Raw genomic sequence first — 18,419 nt, 5'->3', positions numbered from 1 at the left:
CAATATAGCCCGCATTGGTAAAGGACTTTCCTCAGAGCACGTTCAGAATGCGTTGCCAAATTTCCACTCGATGCATAAATTACATCTGATTGGAATTAATCCAGCAACCTTTAAAGGGATAAACGACGACAACCGTTATAATATCGTTTGCTATTGCCACACTAGAAACTCATGTCAGATAAAGAAATTTCCTCTTCCAACGAGAATCAACAAAAAACGACAGCGAAGCCCAGTATTGGCAAGCGTGTCCTTGTCGCGATGCTCAGTATCATGGTTGGTTCAGCTGTTGCGATTGCACTCATCATAGGCTTCGCTCTCACTTTGGCCTATCCTAATTTACCTGAACTCGATTCAATTACGAGTTACAAACCCAAAATGCCGCTTCGGATTTTCTCTGCGGACAATGTACTTATAGGTGAGTTTGGTGAGGAAAGGCGCAATGTTGTTCGCTTTGATCAAATTCCTGAAATCATGAAGAAAGCAGTGCTGGCGATCGAGGATGATCGCTTTTACGAACATGGGGGTGTTGACTACTTAGGCATTACCCGTGCGACATTACACAATCTGACAGGGGGTGCAAAACAAGGCGCGTCCACCATTACACAGCAAGTTGCCCGTAACTTTTTCTTGTCGAGCGAACAGACTTTCAAACGTAAAATTTACGAAATCTTATTAGCTTGGAAGATTGAACAAAACCTGACGAAAGATCAGATTCTTGAAGTTTATATGAACCAGATTTATCTGGGACAACGTGCCTATGGTTTTGCTTCGGCTGCACAAATTTATTTTGGAAAAAACATTAAAGATCTGACGATCGCGGAAGCTGCGATGTTAGCTGGTCTACCCAAAGCGCCGTCAGCATACAACCCGGTAGCCAATCCACGCCGTGCAACAGTACGTCAACAATACATTTTGCTGCGCATGCATGATTTGAAATACATCACCGACGCACAATACGAGCAGGCCAAGAACGAAGAAATTATCACGAAAACCGACAGCAGTGAATTTGGCATTCATGCAGAATACGTTGCTGAAATGGCTCGTCAATTAGTCTACGAACAATTCAAAGAGGACACCTATACCCGCGGTCTGAATGTCTACACAACCATTACCAAAGCGGATCAGGATGCCGCTTACTTGTCTTTACGACGTGGCGTCATGGATTATGAAAAGCGCCATGGATATAGAGGCCCTGAAGCAATTATCACGATCCCGGAAGGCAAAGAAGCAGCAGATGATGCAATTGAAAAGGCATTAGCGGAACACTCAAATAGCGACGATTTGCAGGTCGCAATGGTACTTGATGCGAATCCAAAATCTGTTCGCGCAGTCTTGGCTGATGGCGAAGAAATTCATATAGATGAAGCTGGCATTAGTTTTGCGGCAAGCGGCTTAAGTACTAAAACCCCTGCCAACAAACGCATCCAGCGTGGCGCTGTCGTACGCGTGATGCAAGAGGGGAAAAACTGGGTTATCACCCAAATGCCAGAAGTACAATCCGCATTCATTGCAACTGATACGCATGACGGTGCAATTAAAGCACTGGTTGGCGGTTTCGACTATAACCTCAACAAGTTTAATCATGTGACACAAGCATGGCGTCAACCTGGCTCGAGCTTTAAGCCCTTTATTTATTCCGCCTCTCTGGAAAAAGGCCTGTCTCCAGCAACAATCATTGACGATGCACCTATCAGTTTTGATGCTGGTCAGACTGGCGGGCAAGCGTGGGAACCAAAAAACTACGATGGCAAATATGAAGGTCCTATGACCATGCGTAAAGGTCTGACGAAGTCAAAAAATATGATTTCGATCCGGATTTTGCATAGAATCGGCGCGAAATATGGTCAGGAATACACGACACGATTTGGTTTTTTGCCTGAAAAAAATCCACCTTATCTTACCCTTGCACTAGGTGCTGGCGCTGTCACACCTTTGCAGATGGCAGGTGCTTACTCGGTCTTCGCAAATGGCGGATATAAAATCAATCCTTACCTGATCAATAAAATTACCGACAACAATGGCAATATTCTGGTGCAAGCAAAACCAGACAAAGCGGGTGATGAAGCTAATCGCGTGATCGACGAGCGCAACGCCTTCCTGGTCGATAGCATGCTCAAAGACGTTGTGCGCTATGGTACTGCAGCAAAAGCGATGGTATTAAAACGCACCGATCTGGCTGGTAAAACGGGGACAACCAATGATTCGTTTGATGCCTGGTTCGCAGGTTACCAATCCAAATTGGTCGGTATCGCATGGATAGGTTTTGACCAGCCAAGAAACCTCGGTAACCGCGAAACCGGTGGGGGTCTGGCTTTGCCAATCTGGATAGGCTACATGCAAAAAGCACTCAAAGATGTACCAATGGAAGAGCGACCTGTTCCAAATGGAATCATTTCGGCGAATGGAGATTTCTACTATGCTGAAAATCCACCCGGAGTTGCCGTACAGGATTTAACTACGCCAGCTATCATTGATGAAACGAGCCCAACGACGAACTAAGTGACGCACTGAATAAGTTATTAGCATCCAAACAAAAAGGGTAATCGAATGATTGCCCTTTTTGCTTACTTCCCTTGTTCTTTTCCTAATGCCGATAAAGTCATAAACAATTCGCTACCATCTCTGGTATTTAACCAGTGCTCCCCATCATATTTGTAATGAAAGCCGCCGCTACGTGCCGCCAGCCACATTTCTTGCATTGGCGCCTGGCTATTAACGATCATTTTCGAGCCGTTATTAACAAATTCTATCGTCAAAACGTTGCCGCTACGGCTACACTCAACATCTAATTCGTCGTTGTCGAATGCTTTTTCAAACATTTCCTCCACCTGCGCCAGGCAAGACTCCGCCAGTATCAGGAATTCAGATTCAGTCATGCTACACTCCTTTGATTGATTCATGCTTTAATTCACGCGTTGATTTACGCTGTGATTTACGCTGTGATACACACGTTGATTCACACTTAAAACGCCATTCTATACGTTGTTAGACAAATTCAAGATGCGACCACTTATTTACTCTCTGATTTTAGCCGCCATCTCGGCAAGCCTGCTTGGTGCATGCGGTGCGCGTGGCCCGTTATATATGCCAAATAAAGCCTTAACCAATGAATTGCCGATTTCCAGACCTGTAACCTCACCAGCTCCAGACGCAGCGCGTACAACTGCCAGTAGCTCTGCGGAAGGCACCAGCGTGACTCCTGAGAAAAAATAAGCGCGGAGCGAAATAAAAAAACACCTCTTTGCACTCAATGTCAAAGAGGTGTTTTTTACTTCCTGGTTTCGCCTAATTTAATTTTCACGGAATTGTATGGCTCCAGCCTGTTCTGGCCGATAGCCTTGAACACCGGCATAGACGTCACGAATTTTTTGTAAATCTGTGTTTGTGTCACCGCTTAGTTCCATGTAATCGACCAGACTGATTTCTTTGCGCGCAAAATCGAAATATGCGCAGCCCAATGGAACTTTGGCTGCGAGCGCAATGTGATAAAAGCCACTGCGTAAGTAAGGACGGAAACTACGCGTACCTTCTGGTGTAATAGCTAACCAATACCAATTGGAACGATTAATTTTCTCTGCCAATCTGGCAATAGCACCTGTAGATACGCCACGCTCTATTGGCTCACCTCCCAACTGGCGAATGATGCGACCGATAGTGGCGCCGGTAATTCCTTCAAACAAACTCGATTTAGCAATGAAATGAAATGGCATCCCTATCGCGAGTTTAGCCAAAATACCGATGGCAAAATCCCAATTAGATGTATGTGGATAAACGATAATGACCCCTAAAGGTCCCGGTAACGGCCGGTAATTTACTTTCCAGCCTATGCTGCTTAACACCCGGATAGCACAACGTTGGGTGAAGGTCTCCGCTTGCTCTTTTTGTAGTTGATATGTCGTCATACTTGGTCAGCCGCTCTTGCCGAATAAAATGAGAGCTGAACATTATGCCGTGTAACACCTCGGGAAGCAAAAGCAGTGCAGCATTTCTTTGCCCCCCGCATATTCCCTAAGCGCTAGCCTGATTGCGCGCTGTCGCGGACCAATGCCACCAAACCCGTACCAGCAACAAAGTGGCGACCAAGGCAGCAAACATCAATGGCTGTGTCAAATCATGCTTGCCGGATTTCATCCAGTAATAATGCAAAACGCCAAGCGGCACGATCACATAAACCAGCTTATGCAACAGTTGCCAACGTTTGCCGCCGAGACGTTTGATCATCCCATTGGTACTGGTGAGAGCGAGTGGTAGCAAGCCTACGAAAGCGATAAAACCCACAGTAATGAACGGCCGCTTGATCACATCTTTCCACATTTCCTGCACATCGAAAAAATGATCAAACCACAAGAAAGTAAAAAAGTGCAGGCTTGCATAAAAGAAACCATACAGACCCAACATACGGCGCAGCTTTAATAACCACGGCACATTCAGCAACCTGCGTACCGGTGTCACCGCTAAAGCGATACATAGAAAATACAAGGTCCAATCACCGGTATTGCGGGTAATAAACTCAACTGGATTGGCACCAAGTTGATCCAGAAACGCGCATGCCACGAGACGAAAAAATGGCAGCAGCGCCAGCAGAAAAATAACTGCTTTGATGCCCGAAATTTGCTTTTGTGAGAGTGCCATATCAGAAAAATTTTTTCAGATCCATGCCGGAATACAAAGAAGCCACTTCAGAATACCCATTAAACATCAGGGTTTTACGCTTGCGTGCAAATAAGCCATCTTCGCCAATCCGGCGCTCGGTGGCTTGCGACCAGCGCGGGTGGTCGACCTCAGGATTGACGTTAGAATAAAAGCCATATTCACGAGGAGCCGCACTATTCCAGGCCGTGCGCGGCTGGTCTTTTACAAAACGGATTTTAACAATCGATTTCGCTGATTTAAAGCCATATTTCCAAGGCAAAGCGATTCGAACTGGCGCCCCATTTTGGTTTGGCAACACCTCGCCGTACATGCCGAAGGTCAGTAATGCCAACGGGTGATTTGCCTCATCTAAACGTAAACCTTCAACGTACGGCCATTCGAGCACCGGACTGCGCAAACCTGGCATCTGTTTTTTATCATCCAAGGTGATGAATTCTATGTAACGCGCATTCGCTGTCGGCTCAACTTTTTTGATCAAATTCGATAATGAGTAACCAATCCAAGGTATCACCATCGACCATCCTTCTACGCAACGAAGGCGATAGATGCGCTCTTCAAGCGGTGCCAATTTAATCAGACTATCGATATCAAGCGTGATCGGTTTTTTGACCTCACCTTCTATCGTGACCGTCCATGGTCGCGTTTTCAGGCTGCCAGCGGTTTGGGCAGGCTCTGACTTATCGGTGCCAAATTCATAAAAATTATTGTAGGTCGTGGCATCTTTGTACGCCGTTTTTTTCTCGATCAGCGCATACGCAGGATTGACTGTGGCGGCCATTTTTTGTGCGCCCGGTGTTTGCGCAAAGGCTTCACGATTGGCCATTTCGTACAAAGAAGTACCAGCGATCGAACCAACGGCTAATTGGCGGATAAAGTCACGTCGCGACTCGAATATTGCGCGCGGTGTGATTTCGGAAGAAAGCGGCAGATCGATGCCGTCAGGAAGAGATTTAATCAGCATGTTGGACTCCGTAGTTGAGATACCAGGCAAAACAGTCATCGTTCTGACCGCTGTTTTGCTACTTAGTTTCTCATGAGTCGGGGAACTCTGCTGAACCTTACATTTTTCGGGGAGTCTTGAGCAAGCACCGTAGCAAAAGATCAATGCCAGCAGTGTTCATGTTAGGAGAGGCTCAGAGAAAACTAATTTTTCCTCTGAGCCTCTGCATTAAGGAGTTTGAAGTCTATTTAGAAACGCTACCTATAGACCCAACTACTTATAATGTTCCGTAAGAATGCAAACCTGACAAGAACATATTCACGCCAAGGAAAGCAAACGTCGTGACCAGCAAGCCCACCAGTGCCCACCATGCGGCGACTTGGCCACGCAAGCCCTTCATGAGACGCATATGCAACCATGCCGCATAATTCAACCAAACGATGAGCGCCCAGGTTTCTTTCGGGTCCCACGACCAATATCCACCCCATGCTTCTGCTGCCCATAACGCACCGAGGATAGTGGCGATAGTAAAGAACGTAAAACCAACCGCAATCGCCTTGTACATCACGTCGTCCAGCACTTCGAGGCTAGGCAGACGATCTTCGAGGTAACCCTTGGATTTGAGCAAATAAGCCAGACCGACCATCGCAGCCAAAGAAAACGTACCGTAACCAATAAAGTTCGCTGGTACGTGTATCTTCATCCACCAGCTTTGCAAAGCTGGTACCAGAGGCTGAATATCCGCCGCATCACGGCTCACCGTGTACCACAGCAAGAATCCGACAGCGGCAGAGATCACCAGCAAGACAAAAGGTCCTAGTTGTAAAGTGGCGTATTGTTGCTCATAGTACAAATAGAACAAAGCGGTAATCATCGAAAACAAAATAAACACTTCGTACAAATTAGAAACCGGGATATGCCCGACATCCATCCCCACCAGATACGATTCATACCAGCGCACCAACATACCTGTAAAACCCATGATCACGGCCGCCCAGCATAGAACCGAACCGACCGATGAGCCAAAATTGGAACGTGCAATCAAACCGCCCCAATAGAACAGCGTGGATAAAAAGAACAGCGTTCCCATCCACAAAATCGCCGATTGGCTCGACAACAAGTATTTCAGGAAAAATTTCTGATTCGCCATGTCCAGCGAACCACCATAAAGATGAATCGCAAAAAAACTTAACAAAGCTAATAAAGGAATCAGCCAGCGCACTGGCTTCCAATGCCAGCCCAGCCAGGCAAAGGTCGGTGCGGCGAGCAGTAAAACGCCTTTTTCGTACACATCCATAAAGCCGCCAAAACGGCTTAAAGCAAACAGCGACGCCATACTCAGGGCAACGGCATACAGCCAGTCGAACACTGTCAGTCGCTTGAAAAAGCCCTGATACGGCGTGTAGTTCTGTGTTATTTCCATTTTATGTCCTCAAACAGCCAACCCTGACTGTCAGTGTAGTCGATCATTGGGATATCGTTCTTAAGCTTGTCCGTGATGAACGATTTGTCCTAATTGTATTTTTAACTGCTCAAATTCTTTCTCAAAATCCAGCGTCTTGCGCTGTGAGCTTAAGGCCATCAGTATAGTCGTTGTAGCGGCATCGTCTTTGAGCCAGATCCATAAACGACGCTCACGGATATAGAACATAGAAAACACGCCCAATACTAACAACAAACATCCAAGATAGACGACTTTTTTACCTGGCGAGCGAGTCACTTGTAATACCGTGGCTTTGACTTCTTCAAAACTCTTTAGTTGCAAATACACCGGCGCACCGTAGAAAAATGCGTCAGACATCGCCCCTGTGGCTAATTGTAAAAAGCGCGCATGTTTGTCGTCCAATTCCAGCTCAGGCAAACCGTCTTGGGCGCGCGCCATTTGCCATAAATCCCACATGCTGCCATTCAAAATTTTCATGAACACATCAGCAGCTTTGGCTTGATCGTTGGCGGGAATTTGCTCCAGGAATTTAGAAATGGCGACAAAGCCTGCTTGCTTGCCATCACCCGCAAAAATCGACAAACTCTTTCTGGCTGATTCTGCCAGTTGGGTTTGCAGTTGTTTGGCATTCGGCACGGAAGATGACATCGCACGTGCCGCATAACGTTGCGCAGCAGCATCACGTAAAGCCGGGTTATTCATGGCGGCACGCAGGCGCATCCATTCATTGACGGTATCGTTATCGTCTGCCGGAATACGCAAGTATCTGAATGCATCAGCAGGAGAGTCGCGCGTACCAGCGAGGAACATATAATCGCCATCGATCAACAGCGATTGCATGTAGTTGCTGAATTCTCTTGCCTGTCCGGTCTTATCACGCAATTTGTACTGCACGCTGGGACCGACATTTTTTAAATCTTTGTTATTGGCGTTTTTACCAGCTGAGCCCAGATGCTTATTCAAATCGGTACTGAATTGCTCATTAAACGTTTGCTTGGCATTGGCGGCGCGCACATCTGCGCCATTGCGTGCCATGTTCTCGACGTTGAACGGTCTGAATCCAGACCATTCTATCGTCATGTCGTTACCATCCTGACCTGACAATGGTGTTGAACCGCCAACTTCTCCAGCGACTTCAAATGGTTTTGCTTGTCCACCGGACATAGGGAAGGCAGCGAGCTTTAATCGACTACCGCCATCTTCAAAGCTAGACTGATACACAGCGATGCCTTTGTAGATCAAGGGCTGATTCACCTTGATCGTTGAAGAAAAGCTTTTGCCGGTTTCGTGATCCACAATTTCTACATCGCTGGCGAAGAGCTTAGGCATGCCCGTCGTATAAAAATCGATGGTGAATTTTTTGAGGCGAATCGTGAACGGCAAATCCTGAATAAACACACCGGTTTGTTGCGGGATAATCGCGGTGTCGCTGCTCGCGCCTTCCGGAATCATGGTGTTACCGCGGAAAGTAGGATTGGCGAGCGACAGTCGATGTTGCTCAGGAATTTTAGCGATAATCCCGTTGCCGTCAAACGGTACCTTGCCCATGAACCATTGCTGAAAATGGATGGGCATTTCAGAGTCGAGCATACCGCCTACGCAAATGATAACGATCGCGCTGTGGGCAAAAATGTAACCCCACTTATTTGCCGCCCCTTGCTTAGCGGTGATTAATGTCGCGCCATCTTTTTCTATCAATTTGAAGCGATAGCCAATACGTGCCAGATGGGCGGTCAGTGCCGGAACTATTGCGGTGCGAGTTTCTTTTGCTTGCCATTCTGCCTTATGATGAAAATTACGTAGTGACTGCTCGCGCACATTTTCACGCCAGCTGCGCATGTCTTTCAACATTTTGGGCGCATTACGAATCAGACACAAGCTGGTCGATAAAACCAGAAAGCCCATGATGGTCAAAAACCACCAGGCAGAATATACGGAGTACAGACTAAACGACTTAAACACTTCAAACCAGAACGGTCCAAACTGATTGACGTAATTTGGCATTGGTTCATTTTGCTTCATCACGGTACCGATGACGGAAGCAATCGCGATCAGCGTCAGCAAACTAATCGCAAACCGCATCGACGACAGCAATTCTATGGCATCCGCCAACCAGGCTTTGCGGGTGTTGATGTGTATGCCGCCGGTGGAAGTCGCCAGTTCGGCATCGATCTTATTATCCATACTGCTCCGAGAATAACCTGAAAAAAAGGGGATGGCATTTCGCCACCCCCTCCGTATTGCATGTCAAAAATAGCGGATAACCCCTACTCAATCTTTCTACAGCAACTGTGGCAGCTACTGCAACTGGGTCACAGCGAGCGAAAGAGGTAATATTCCGACTTTTTTGAATTATTTTAAGCCAGCGACGTAATCCGCAACGGCTTTCATTTCGTCGTCAGACATTTTTTTGCCGATGGAAACCATCTGTGCGCTGTTTTTACGAGCGCCGGTACGGAAGTTGGTCAACTGCGCAATGGTATAATCCTGGTGTTGTCCAGCGATACGTGGGAACTGTGCAGGAATACCAGAGCCATTAGGGCTGTGGCAACCAGCGCAGGCAGGCACGTTTTTCTCAGCAATACCACCGCGGTAAATTTGTTTACCCAGTTCAACGATGTCTTTATTTTTCGCAGCACCTGGGGCAGATTTTTGTAGCGATAAATAAGCAGAGACGTTTTTGACGTCTTCTGGTGTCATTGCTTTGGCAAATGTTGTCATAACCGGATTATTGCGATCAGCGCCGGTAAAGTCATGCAATTGCTTAGAAATGTAGGCTTCGTGCTGTGCCGACAGTTTAGGATTGACTGAAATAGTAGAGTTGCCGTGCTCACCGTGGCAAGAGACGCAGGCAACAATGCCACGTGCTGCATCACCATTGGTGAATAAAGCCTCGCCTTTGGCCGGATCGGCTTTGGCTGACTTAGCTGCTTCGTTGGCATACGCCACAGAAGTAATAGAAGACATAGCCAAAATGGCAATGCTAATGGATTTCAAAACTGGTAAGAAAGCACGGTTCATTCATACACCCTGAGACTAAGTAATAGAAATCGGCCCTGATGGCGACACGTAGCTACTAATTTGGCTTGATGCGAATCAAACCGATATTGATATCCAGAGTAGGACTGGACTTGTTTACTTCTGCCCATATCTAACCCCTTATTGTACAATAGCTTTTAAGCGTTTTTACCGCTGACTGTTGCATTTTTCAATCTTTCCTTTCCTCTATGTCTATCCTCTGGCAAGCCCGCTTCTTTACTACGGTAAATCATTTACGTGATCTACCGCGTACCCACGTACCGGAAATCGCATTCGCCGGCCGATCTAACGCTGGCAAATCGACCGCCATTAATACCCTATGTAATCAAAAGAAACTTTGTTTTGCATCAAAAACTCCTGGACGAACCCAGCACATTAACTATTTTTCCATCGGCGGCGCCCACGTCGGTCAGCATCGTAAAGACGAAACACGGGTCGATGAGATCCGTGCGCTGATCGTGGATTTGCCTGGATATGGTTATGCGGAAGTACCAGGAGCGGCAAAACAACACTGGAATCAGTTGCTCGGTGCGTATGTACAACGCCGTACGCAACTGGCAGCACTGGTGTTAATCATGGATGCCCGCCGTCCTTTCACTGATCTGGATATTCAGATGCTGGAGTGGTTTGCGCCGACTGGCCGCCCGATCCACTGCATTTTGACCAAAGCAGACAAATTAAACCGCAATGAATGCACCAATGCTTTGCGCCAGGCCAAAGAAGTGTTATCTCAGTACGTTGATAATGAGGGGCCTTTGTTCCCGTTCACGCTCCAATTATTCTCAGCCCTGAAACGAATCGGCATAGAAGAAGCGGACGCAACGATACAAAGACTGGTCGGACTTGACCGTGAGCCGGAACTGCTGAATGACGGCGCAGACATCGTTGATGCTGACCATGTTTCTGAAGAAATTGACACCGAGGGTAAGGCTGAAGGCGATCCTGAAGTAGAGTAATTAATGGAAAAAAGCCCCGACTCATGTAGGAATCGGGGCAATAACACCGTTTAGCATAGGGACCAACGGTGCCTGCTCAGGGAAAAGAAGCAGTAGGTCAGGAGACGCTCTTAACCTAAGCGATCAGATGCAGTAAGTCGGAAAAAGTTTCATCGAAGTTCGATTATTATTTGTTTTTTGGCCTCAATTCTTTTTTTAAAAATTATGTCCCATCATAAAACTACCCAATTCCCCGCTGTGCGTATGCGTCGCATGCGCAAGGACGTCTTCTCACGTGCGATGATGCGTGAAAACATTGTGACCGCTGCCGACTTGATTTATCCGGTCTTTGTTATTGATGGCGTCAATCAATGCGAAAAAGTCGCATCCATGCCAGGTGTTGAGCGTGTCTCTATCGATATTTTGTTAGGTGTGGCGGAAGATTGCGTCGCGCTGGGTATTCCAGTGATGGCACTGTTTCCGGCAATTCATTCCAGCTTAAAAACGCCGGATGGCATTGAAGCGACGAATCCTGATGGTTTGATCCCACGCGCAATCCGCGAATTGAAAAGCCGTTTCCCAGAATTAGGCATTTTAAGTGACGTAGCTCTTGATCCTTACACCAGCCACGGCCAGGACGGTTTGCTGGATGCGAACGGCTATGTCATGAACGACGAAACCACCGAGATGTTAGTCAGGCAGGCGCTTACACATGCGCGCGCGGGTGCAGACATTGTGGCTCCTAGCGATATGATGGATGGTCGCATCGGCGCAATCCGTCATGCTTTAGAAGCAAACAATTTCATCCACACACGCATCATGGCTTACTCGGCTAAATATGCGTCGGCGTTTTACGGTCCCTTCCGTGATGCGGTGGGTTCCGCTGCTAATCTGGGCAAAAGCGACAAAGCCAGCTACCAGATGGACCCAGCCAATAGTGATGAAGCCTTGCGTGAAGTGGCACTCGATCTGGAAGAAGGCGCTGACATGGTCATGGTCAAACCAGGTATGCCTTATCTGGATATCGTCCGTCGTGTGAAGGATGAATTCCGCGTACCGACTTTTGCTTATCAGGTTAGTGGCGAATACGCGATGATCAAAGCAGCCGCGCAAAATGGCTGGCTCGACCATAACAAAACCATGATGGAATCCATGCTGGCATTTAAACGTGCGGGTGCCGATGGTGTACTGACTTACTTTGCACGTGATATTGCGCGTTTATTGAAACATCCAGATTAATTTTCGTTTCAAAAAAATTAAAACCTTATAGCGCCTGGACGCCGAAGTAGAGAGGCACAGAATAAAAGCTTGAGAAAGCCATTACGGTTTTCGTCACTTTTATTCTGTGCTTTTGTCTTTGATGTATCTTTGTCTTTACAAACGTATTGGCGGATTCAATTCATACAGTTTTCACTGAATTTAAGCGATTTTCTATCATATTGATAAATCATATAAATAAATTCGTCTTGCCCTCGAACGCAAAGCTGATTAGCATGTCCTTGATAGATCTTCATTCTGGGGCAGCACATGCAAGAAAAAATCATCCTTTTCGCGAGCCCGGTATTTTTCGTATTGCTTGCGACTGAATTCATCGTCGCCTTACGTCGTCAGCGTCACACTTACCGGATCAACGATGCAATCAGCAGCATCAGTCTGGGCATCATGAGCCAGATTTCCGTGGTATTTTTAAAAGTTTTTGTGATCGGCATTTATGCCTCGGTCGCGCGCCATTTTGCACTTTTTCAATTGTCAGAAGACTCGGTCTGGGTCTGGGTCTGCGGCTTACTGTTGTACGACTTTTTGTATTACTGGCTGCACCGCATGGGGCATCACACGAATTTGCTGTGGGCTTCACATGTCGTGCACCACCAAAGCGAAGAATACAATTTATCGACGGCATTACGGCAAACCAGCACTGGCCCGCTGTTTGGGTGGATTTTTTATATGCCCCTGGCAATTTTGGGCTTTCCCCTGCAAGTGTATGTCGTCGTTGCGTTAATCGATCTGATTTACCAATTCTGGATACACACACAGCAGATCAATAAGCTTGGCTGGTTTGATCGTGTTTTTGTCTCGCCTTCCAATCATCGGGTACACCATGCCGTTAACGACTTGTATCTGGATAAAAATTTTGGCGGCATTTTAATTATCTGGGACAGGATTTTTGGTACCTATGCAGAAGAGCAAGATACCCATCCAGCGGTCTTCGGCACACGCAAACCCTTGCAGAGCTGGAACCCGCTGTGGGCGAATCTGGAAGTCTATCAGTCCGTTGCTTTAGATGCGTGGCGCACCAAACGTTGGAGCGACAAAATCAAAATCTGGCTGATGCCACCAGGCTGGTTGCCTGCGGATCTGGCCAGTCAGAATAAATCCACCCCATTTAACTTAAACCATCCCATTTACAATCCGCCGCTCAGTACCGGCATGCTGTGGTATTGTCTTGCCCAATTTACTATGACGATGCACACCACCACGCATTTCTTGCTATCAGCACCGTCCGCAAACTTTGCATCAAGTGCCTTGTATGCGTTCTGGCTATTCGCGGGATTTTGGATCGTTGGAGGATTATTAGAACAAAAGAGAAAATTCATCGTTCTGGAATCCTTGCGCCTGATGCTGGGCGCAGCAATGGTGGTATATAGCCCAATGTGGTTCTGCATTGTGTACTTACCACTTTGGGCACAAGTAGGTATCATTGGCACTTGCCTGATATCTTTGCTTTCTCTCGGAATGATCGTCCGGAATTCCTCAGTATCAGTTTTACATACCAATTAATACAGGGTGGGAGTATCAGTTAAAAATGGTCTGACGAGCTTTGTTCGTATAGATATTTTTAAATACTCCCCCTACCATTAATAACGAACAAACTTTAACGCATGCAAGACTACACATTTCTGTGGCACGACTATGAAACCTTTGGCGCCGTTCCGCGCCGTGATCGCCCGGCACAATTTGCTGCGATACGCACCGATGCGGAATTAAATGAAATCGGTGAAGAAATCATGGTCTATTGTCAGCCTGCAACAGATTTTTTACCTGAACCACAAGCTTGCCTGATCACCGGTATCACACCCCAAACTTGCCTGGAGCGAGGCGTACCCGAATACCAGTTTGCGCAAACAATCGAAGCGGTATTTGCCCAATCCGGCACCATTGGTGTTGGCTACAACACGATACGCTTTGACGATGAAGTCACCCGTTTTTTATTCTGGCGCAATCTGATCGATCCGTATGCGCGCGAATGGCAAAATAATTGCAGTCGTTGGGACATCCTGGATGTGGTTCGCACTGCCTATGCTTTACGCCCTGATGGCATACATTGGCCGAAAAATACTGAAGGCAAAACCAGCTTCCGTCTTGAACATCTGAGTGCGGCCAATGGCCTGAGCCACGAAGCTGCGCATGATGCTTTATCCGACGTCCGTGCGACGATCGCGTTTGCACGTTTGCTGCGTGAGAAAAATCCACGCCTGTTTGATTTCTGTTTGAGCTTACGAAAAAAAGATCGCGTGATGGAAGAGATAGGCTGGCCCGTCAAACGCCCCTTACTGCACGTCACTGGCATGATTCCGGTCGAACAGGGTTGTCTGACTGTGGTCTGGCCTTTGGCTATGCATCCTAGCAATAAAAACGAAATCATCGTCTGGGATTTGCAAGCGGATCCTACAGAACTATTTTCCTTGACAGCAGATGAAATTCAATTGCGTATGTTCAGCAAAGCCAGCGACCTGCCAGAAGGCGTACAGCGTTTGCCAATCAAAACCATCCACATCAACAAATCGCCTATCGTCATTAGCAATTTAAAAACCCTGAGCGCAGAACGTGCCGCGCATTGGGGCATCGCGATGGATCGCATCATGGCGCATGCAGACATCGCTGCCACGGCACCTGATATGAGCGCCATTTGGGATGCCGTATTTGATCGCCCGCAACTCGCAGCTAATGATGTCGATGAAGACCTCTACAACGGCTTTATCGGCGCTGGTGACCGTCGCGTACTCAACGACCTGCGGCACATGTCGGCAGCGCAGTTAGCGCAAGTACAGCCATCGTTTCAAGATCCACGCCTTGAAGAATTATTTTTCCGCTACAAAGCCAGAAACTTCCCTGAAAGTTTGAATCAAGATGAGCTTGAACAATGGGAAGAGCACCGCGCCCAGCGCCTGCACGCAGGTGCCGGCAATGCTTTAACGGTAGAGCAGTTTTTTGAAAAAATTGATCAGTTGTCGGAAGAGGCCGATGAGCGCACGGAAGAAATTTTAGGTGCACTGTATGACTATGCCGAGCATGTGACACCTTCGCGTTGAATTTGTTGATGGCAAAAAAAACCCGACTTAACGTCGGGTTTTTTTCGAAAATTACTTATTCGGTTGCGGTGTAATACGCAGATAAGGCTTAGGTGCGCTGTAACCTTTTGGATATTTCTGCTTGATCACTTCCTCATCTTTGATCGATAGAGGAATAATCACGTCATCGCCATCGCGCCAGTTGCCTGGTGTGGCGACAGTGTAGCCATCGGTCAGTTGCAAGGCATCGATCACGCGCAGGACTTCATCAAAATTACGCCCGGTAGTTAGTGGGTAAGTGATGATCAAACGGATTTTTTTCTTAGGATCAATGATAAACAGGGAACGCACTGTCACTGTTTCAGATTGATTTGGATGGATCATATCGTACAGAGTCGCAACCTTGCGATCGGCGTCTGCCACGATAGGGAAGCCAACCACGGTCTTTTGTGTCTCTTCAATGTCTTTGATCCATTGAATATGAGAAGCAGCGCCGTCTACTGACAGAGCGATCGCTTTGACATTGCGCTTATCAAACTCTGGTTTGAGTTTTGCCGTCAGGCCTAATTCTGTAGTGCAGACTGGGGTGAAATCTGCAGGATGGGAAAACAATACTACCCATGAATCACCAGCCCACTCGTGGAACTTCAGATGTCCAATCGAAGAATCTTGCTCAAAATCTGGTGCGGTGTCGCCTAAACGTAAAGTCATGTTTCTCTCCAAAAAAGCATAGGGTTTGACTATAGAACTTGCTTACTTACGATTCAAGAACAGAGAAGTTGCAAGCTTATATCTTATTGAATATATAAAAATAAGATCAGGTCAAAACGCAAAAAATTAATCAAGGACTATGCGTTCTGATCGCAACTTCATTACAAACTACCAAAAACTTCCAACTACTATTCTGCAGGTTGGTTATTTACCTTCATTTTTCAATAATGATTGCAAGAATTTTTCAGCATCCTGAAAGCCAACCACGCGTCCATCCGGTATTTCTGTGCCCATAGGATTAAAGAAAATAATCCCCGGCGGTCCAAACAGATTAAAACGTTTCAACAAAGCTTTATCATCTGCATTGTTTGCCGTCACGTCGACTTGTAACAACAACATGCTGTCCAGTTTAGCCTTGACCTGTGGATTAGTGAAGGTCAATTTTTCCATCTCTTTACATGAGACACACCAATCAGCATAAAAATCCAGTGTCGCCATCTTGCCTTTATTTTGCGCAAGAGCGGCGTCTAATTCAGCGACGGTACGAATTCTGGTGAAAACGACTTTCTGCGTCTCGGTTCCCAACACGTGAGCGAGCGGGGCGTAGATATCACGACCACCTGTGCTGACACCAACAAGCTGTGTCGCACCCAACAAAACAAAAAACGCGGCAATGGCTTTGGCAAATAAACCTGAGCGATGGACAAACAATTGATACACACCGTAGCCTATCAACAATGCTGCCCAACCCAGCATTTGTGCCCATACTGGCAATACAGGTGACACCATCCACAAGGCCATCGCCAGCATTAACACGCCAAAGAAACGTTTGATACTTTCCATCCATACGCCAGCGCGGGGCAACAAGCTACCAGCTGACAAACCCAACAGCAACAGTGGAACACCCATACCGATCGCGATCGCAAACATCGCAGCACCACCAACAAATACATCACGAGTTTGACTGATATACACCAGTGCGCCCAACAGGGGTCCGGTAACGCAAGGACCGACGATCAACGCTGAGATCGAACCCATCAAGAATACGCCAAACAACTTGCCCAGTTTACTATTACGTTGACCTTCCGATACTTCGGTCAGTTTAGTTTGCAATGCGGCCGGCATTTGCAATTGATACACATTGAACATGGACAGCGCAAATACCACCATCAAAGCGGCGAACGCACTCAGAACCCAAGGGTTCTGCAAGGTCGCAGCCAGACCTTCACCAGCCAGTCCAGCCGCAACCCCCATGCCGGTATAAACCAGCGACATGCCTAACACATAAGCGACGGACAACAAGAACGCACGGGCGCGGCTGACACCAACACCTTCACCGACAATAATAAACGACAGAATAGGCACCATGGGTAATACGCACGGTGTCAGCGATAAGCCCAAACCAAGCACGAAAAACAGCGGCAAGATCACCAGCAATTTGCCGCTTTTCAACGCCGCGCTAATGCTGCTGGTCTCAGCGTCGCCAGCGCCCGCATTCGATGAGATAGTAGCATCCGCCTTTGTTGGCTCACCAACAGCTCCTTGGGTGCCAGCAATGCCAGAAATCGGCAATTTGAATACGCTTTCCATTGGTGGATAGCAAAGCCCCTGATCCGCACAACCCTGACGAACAACCTTCAGGCTGAATTCGTGACTCGCTTTGACCGGAATTCTGACCACAACGGCGTGACGATAGGTTTCGACCTCCTTTTGGAAGGTCTCGTCAAATTTAACTTTCCCTTTTGGGAGAACGGGTTCACCCAATTGCGCGTCTTCTGACGTAAATTTCAAGCGCTCGCGATAAAGGTAATAACCTTCAGCAATGTTGAGCGTCACTTCAGCAGTGCCAGCATCAACCATCTTGGCGGAAGCAGTAAATGCAACTTCGGGATCCAGAAAATCTTCGGCCTTCACCAGCGAACTAGCTAACAAACACGCCGCAACGAACACTACTTGCAGCAAGAGGGTAAAGGAATGTTGTATGCGTAAAAACGCTGGCGTACGTTGCAGTTTCATTGACGTCCTGTTTGTTCATTAACCCATTGCAAATAGGCGGGTAGACCCGCCACAACGGGGATTGCTATGATTTCCGGTACTTCATAAGGGTGAGCTTCAGTAATGCAATTTTGCAGGGCCGAAAATGCTTCGTTTGTCGTTTTGATTTGCAACAACACTTCAGTCGTCACCTCCTGCTTGCCAGCCCATGTGTATAGAGACATGACTTCGGGCAAGACGTTCACACACGCCGCCAACTTATTTGCTAACACTTTTTCAGCAATCATCAACGCTGTCTGTTTGTCGGGACAACTGGTGATAACTAACAAAATCTGATTCATATTTCCCCTAAGCAGCTATTTTAACAAGAGTGCGCGATTTAAGAGCAGCGTCAATCAAAAACCAATGGCGAT

General features: G+C 47.2%; 16 protein-coding genes. 6 read left to right on the top strand and 10 right to left on the bottom strand.

The annotated features are described in order from the left end of the window. The first annotated feature begins 258 nt into the window (after window positions 1–258). Complete coding sequence (locus ACO0KY_RS01695; RefSeq protein WP_423044141.1) at window positions 259–2,499, top strand: penicillin-binding protein 1A; 2,241 nt, start codon at window positions 259–261, stop codon at window positions 2,497–2,499. Window positions 2,500–2,564: 65 nt separating this feature from the next. Here ACO0KY_RS01695 and cyaY read toward each other — a convergent pair whose 3' ends face one another. Further along, a complete protein-coding gene (gene cyaY / locus ACO0KY_RS01690) occupies window positions 2,565–2,876 on the bottom strand; it encodes an iron donor protein CyaY (RefSeq protein WP_423043691.1) in 312 nt (103 codons plus the stop codon). A gap of 124 nt (window positions 2,877–3,000) precedes the next feature. Between cyaY and lptM the strand changes: the two genes are divergently transcribed. Continuing rightward, entirely contained in the window at window positions 3,001–3,213 is a 213-nt protein-coding gene (lptM, locus tag ACO0KY_RS01685) for an LPS translocon maturation chaperone LptM (RefSeq protein ID WP_423043689.1), read from the top strand. A gap of 77 nt (window positions 3,214–3,290) precedes the next feature. Here the strand turns inward: lptM and ACO0KY_RS01680 are convergent, their stop codons facing one another. The 6 genes from ACO0KY_RS01680 to ACO0KY_RS01655 all read right to left on the bottom strand — a co-directional run bounded on the left by ACO0KY_RS01680 (window position 3,291) and on the right by ACO0KY_RS01655 (window position 10,058). After that, on the bottom strand, window positions 3,291–3,902 hold the full coding sequence (locus ACO0KY_RS01680; RefSeq protein ID WP_423043687.1) for a 1-acyl-sn-glycerol-3-phosphate acyltransferase: 612 nt from the start codon (window positions 3,900–3,902) through the stop codon (window positions 3,291–3,293). A gap of 106 nt (window positions 3,903–4,008) precedes the next feature. After that, window positions 4,009–4,632 carry a sulfite oxidase heme-binding subunit YedZ gene (locus ACO0KY_RS01675; protein ID WP_423043685.1) on the bottom strand — a complete coding sequence of 208 codons (624 nt, stop codon included), beginning with the start codon at window positions 4,630–4,632 and terminating at the stop codon, window positions 4,009–4,011. Between the two features lies 1 nt (window position 4,633). Continuing rightward, window positions 4,634–5,614: a protein-methionine-sulfoxide reductase catalytic subunit MsrP gene (gene msrP, locus ACO0KY_RS01670; RefSeq protein ID WP_423043683.1), complete on the bottom strand. Its 981-nt coding sequence runs from the start codon at window positions 5,612–5,614 to the stop codon at window positions 4,634–4,636. 256 nt (window positions 5,615–5,870) lie between these two features. Beyond that, the gene (gene ccsB / locus ACO0KY_RS01665; protein WP_423043681.1) at window positions 5,871–7,016 is read right to left on the bottom strand and encodes a c-type cytochrome biogenesis protein CcsB; all 1,146 of its coding nucleotides are present in this window, start codon (window positions 7,014–7,016) and stop codon (window positions 5,871–5,873) included. 60 nt (window positions 7,017–7,076) lie between these two features. Then, complete coding sequence (locus ACO0KY_RS01660) at window positions 7,077–9,221, bottom strand: cytochrome c biogenesis protein ResB (RefSeq protein WP_423043679.1); 2,145 nt, start codon at window positions 9,219–9,221, stop codon at window positions 7,077–7,079. A gap of 168 nt (window positions 9,222–9,389) precedes the next feature. After that, window positions 9,390–10,058: a c-type cytochrome gene (locus tag ACO0KY_RS01655; protein ID WP_423043677.1), complete on the bottom strand. Its 669-nt coding sequence runs from the start codon at window positions 10,056–10,058 to the stop codon at window positions 9,390–9,392. A 206-nt stretch (window positions 10,059–10,264) separates the two neighbouring features. On the opposite strand from ACO0KY_RS01655, the gene yihA reads away from it, so the two are divergent. From yihA to sbcB, 4 genes are all read left to right on the top strand, one after another. Continuing rightward, window positions 10,265–11,032 (top strand): ribosome biogenesis GTP-binding protein YihA/YsxC, encoded by a 768-nt coding sequence (gene yihA, locus ACO0KY_RS01650; protein ID WP_423043675.1) that lies wholly within the window; start codon window positions 10,265–10,267, stop codon window positions 11,030–11,032. Window positions 11,033–11,236: 204 nt separating this feature from the next. Further along, window positions 11,237–12,250, top strand: a complete 1,014-nt coding sequence (hemB, locus tag ACO0KY_RS01645) for a porphobilinogen synthase (protein ID WP_423043673.1) — start codon at window positions 11,237–11,239, stop codon at window positions 12,248–12,250. 288 nt (window positions 12,251–12,538) lie between these two features. Further along, the gene (locus ACO0KY_RS01640; RefSeq protein ID WP_423043671.1) at window positions 12,539–13,789 is read left to right on the top strand and encodes a sterol desaturase family protein; all 1,251 of its coding nucleotides are present in this window, start codon (window positions 12,539–12,541) and stop codon (window positions 13,787–13,789) included. Window positions 13,790–13,890: 101 nt separating this feature from the next. Further along, complete coding sequence (gene sbcB / locus ACO0KY_RS01635) at window positions 13,891–15,321, top strand: exodeoxyribonuclease I (RefSeq protein ID WP_423043669.1); 1,431 nt, start codon at window positions 13,891–13,893, stop codon at window positions 15,319–15,321. Between the two features lie 51 nt (window positions 15,322–15,372). On the opposite strand, the gene ACO0KY_RS01630 is transcribed toward sbcB, so the two are convergent. The 3 genes from ACO0KY_RS01630 to cutA form a co-directional block, all read right to left on the bottom strand. Continuing rightward, on the bottom strand, window positions 15,373–16,011 hold the full coding sequence (locus ACO0KY_RS01630; RefSeq protein ID WP_422991017.1) for a peroxiredoxin: 639 nt from the start codon (window positions 16,009–16,011) through the stop codon (window positions 15,373–15,375). A gap of 204 nt (window positions 16,012–16,215) precedes the next feature. Beyond that, window positions 16,216–18,027 (bottom strand): protein-disulfide reductase DsbD, encoded by a 1,812-nt coding sequence (dsbD, locus tag ACO0KY_RS01625; protein ID WP_423043667.1) that lies wholly within the window; start codon window positions 18,025–18,027, stop codon window positions 16,216–16,218. Further along, a complete protein-coding gene (cutA, locus tag ACO0KY_RS01620) occupies window positions 18,024–18,347 on the bottom strand; it encodes a divalent-cation tolerance protein CutA (protein WP_423043665.1) in 324 nt (107 codons plus the stop codon). The genes dsbD and cutA overlap by 4 nt, the downstream gene beginning before the upstream one ends. Window positions 18,348–18,419 lie beyond the last annotated feature (72 nt).

It is taken from the genome of Undibacterium sp. Dicai25W (genome assembly GCF_049340505.1).
In the GTDB taxonomy this organism is placed as follows: Bacteria; Pseudomonadota; Gammaproteobacteria; order Burkholderiales; family Burkholderiaceae_D; genus Undibacterium; species Undibacterium jejuense.
The sequence above is the reverse complement of the archived record's forward strand: the minus strand, read 5'-3'. Positions and strand labels throughout refer to the sequence as shown.

Excerpts from the sequence above, each read along its gene's own strand:
- ACO0KY_RS01695 (WP_423044141.1), top strand. The coding sequence starts at position 259 with ATGCTCAGTATCATGGTTGGTTCAGCTGTTGCGATTGCACTCATCATA.
- cyaY (WP_423043691.1), bottom strand. The coding sequence starts at position 2,876 with ATGACTGAATCTGAATTCCTGATACTGGCGGAGTCTTGCCTGGCGCAG.
- lptM (WP_423043689.1), top strand. The coding sequence starts at position 3,001 with ATGCGACCACTTATTTACTCTCTGATTTTAGCCGCCATCTCGGCAAGC.
- ACO0KY_RS01680 (WP_423043687.1), bottom strand. The coding sequence starts at position 3,902 with ATGACGACATATCAACTACAAAAAGAGCAAGCGGAGACCTTCACCCAA.
- ACO0KY_RS01675 (WP_423043685.1), bottom strand. The coding sequence starts at position 4,632 with ATGGCACTCTCACAAAAGCAAATTTCGGGCATCAAAGCAGTTATTTTT.
- msrP (WP_423043683.1), bottom strand. The coding sequence starts at position 5,614 with ATGCTGATTAAATCTCTTCCTGACGGCATCGATCTGCCGCTTTCTTCC.
- ccsB (WP_423043681.1), bottom strand. The coding sequence starts at position 7,016 with ATGGAAATAACACAGAACTACACGCCGTATCAGGGCTTTTTCAAGCGA.
- ACO0KY_RS01660 (WP_423043679.1), bottom strand. The coding sequence starts at position 9,221 with ATGGATAATAAGATCGATGCCGAACTGGCGACTTCCACCGGCGGCATA.
- ACO0KY_RS01655 (WP_423043677.1), bottom strand. The coding sequence starts at position 10,058 with ATGAACCGTGCTTTCTTACCAGTTTTGAAATCCATTAGCATTGCCATT.
- yihA (WP_423043675.1), top strand. The coding sequence starts at position 10,265 with ATGTCTATCCTCTGGCAAGCCCGCTTCTTTACTACGGTAAATCATTTA.
- hemB (WP_423043673.1), top strand. The coding sequence starts at position 11,237 with ATGTCCCATCATAAAACTACCCAATTCCCCGCTGTGCGTATGCGTCGC.
- ACO0KY_RS01640 (WP_423043671.1), top strand. The coding sequence starts at position 12,539 with ATGCAAGAAAAAATCATCCTTTTCGCGAGCCCGGTATTTTTCGTATTG.
- sbcB (WP_423043669.1), top strand. The coding sequence starts at position 13,891 with ATGCAAGACTACACATTTCTGTGGCACGACTATGAAACCTTTGGCGCC.
- ACO0KY_RS01630 (WP_422991017.1), bottom strand. The coding sequence starts at position 16,011 with ATGACTTTACGTTTAGGCGACACCGCACCAGATTTTGAGCAAGATTCT.
- dsbD (WP_423043667.1), bottom strand. The coding sequence starts at position 18,027 with ATGAAACTGCAACGTACGCCAGCGTTTTTACGCATACAACATTCCTTT.
- cutA (WP_423043665.1), bottom strand. The coding sequence starts at position 18,347 with ATGAATCAGATTTTGTTAGTTATCACCAGTTGTCCCGACAAACAGACA.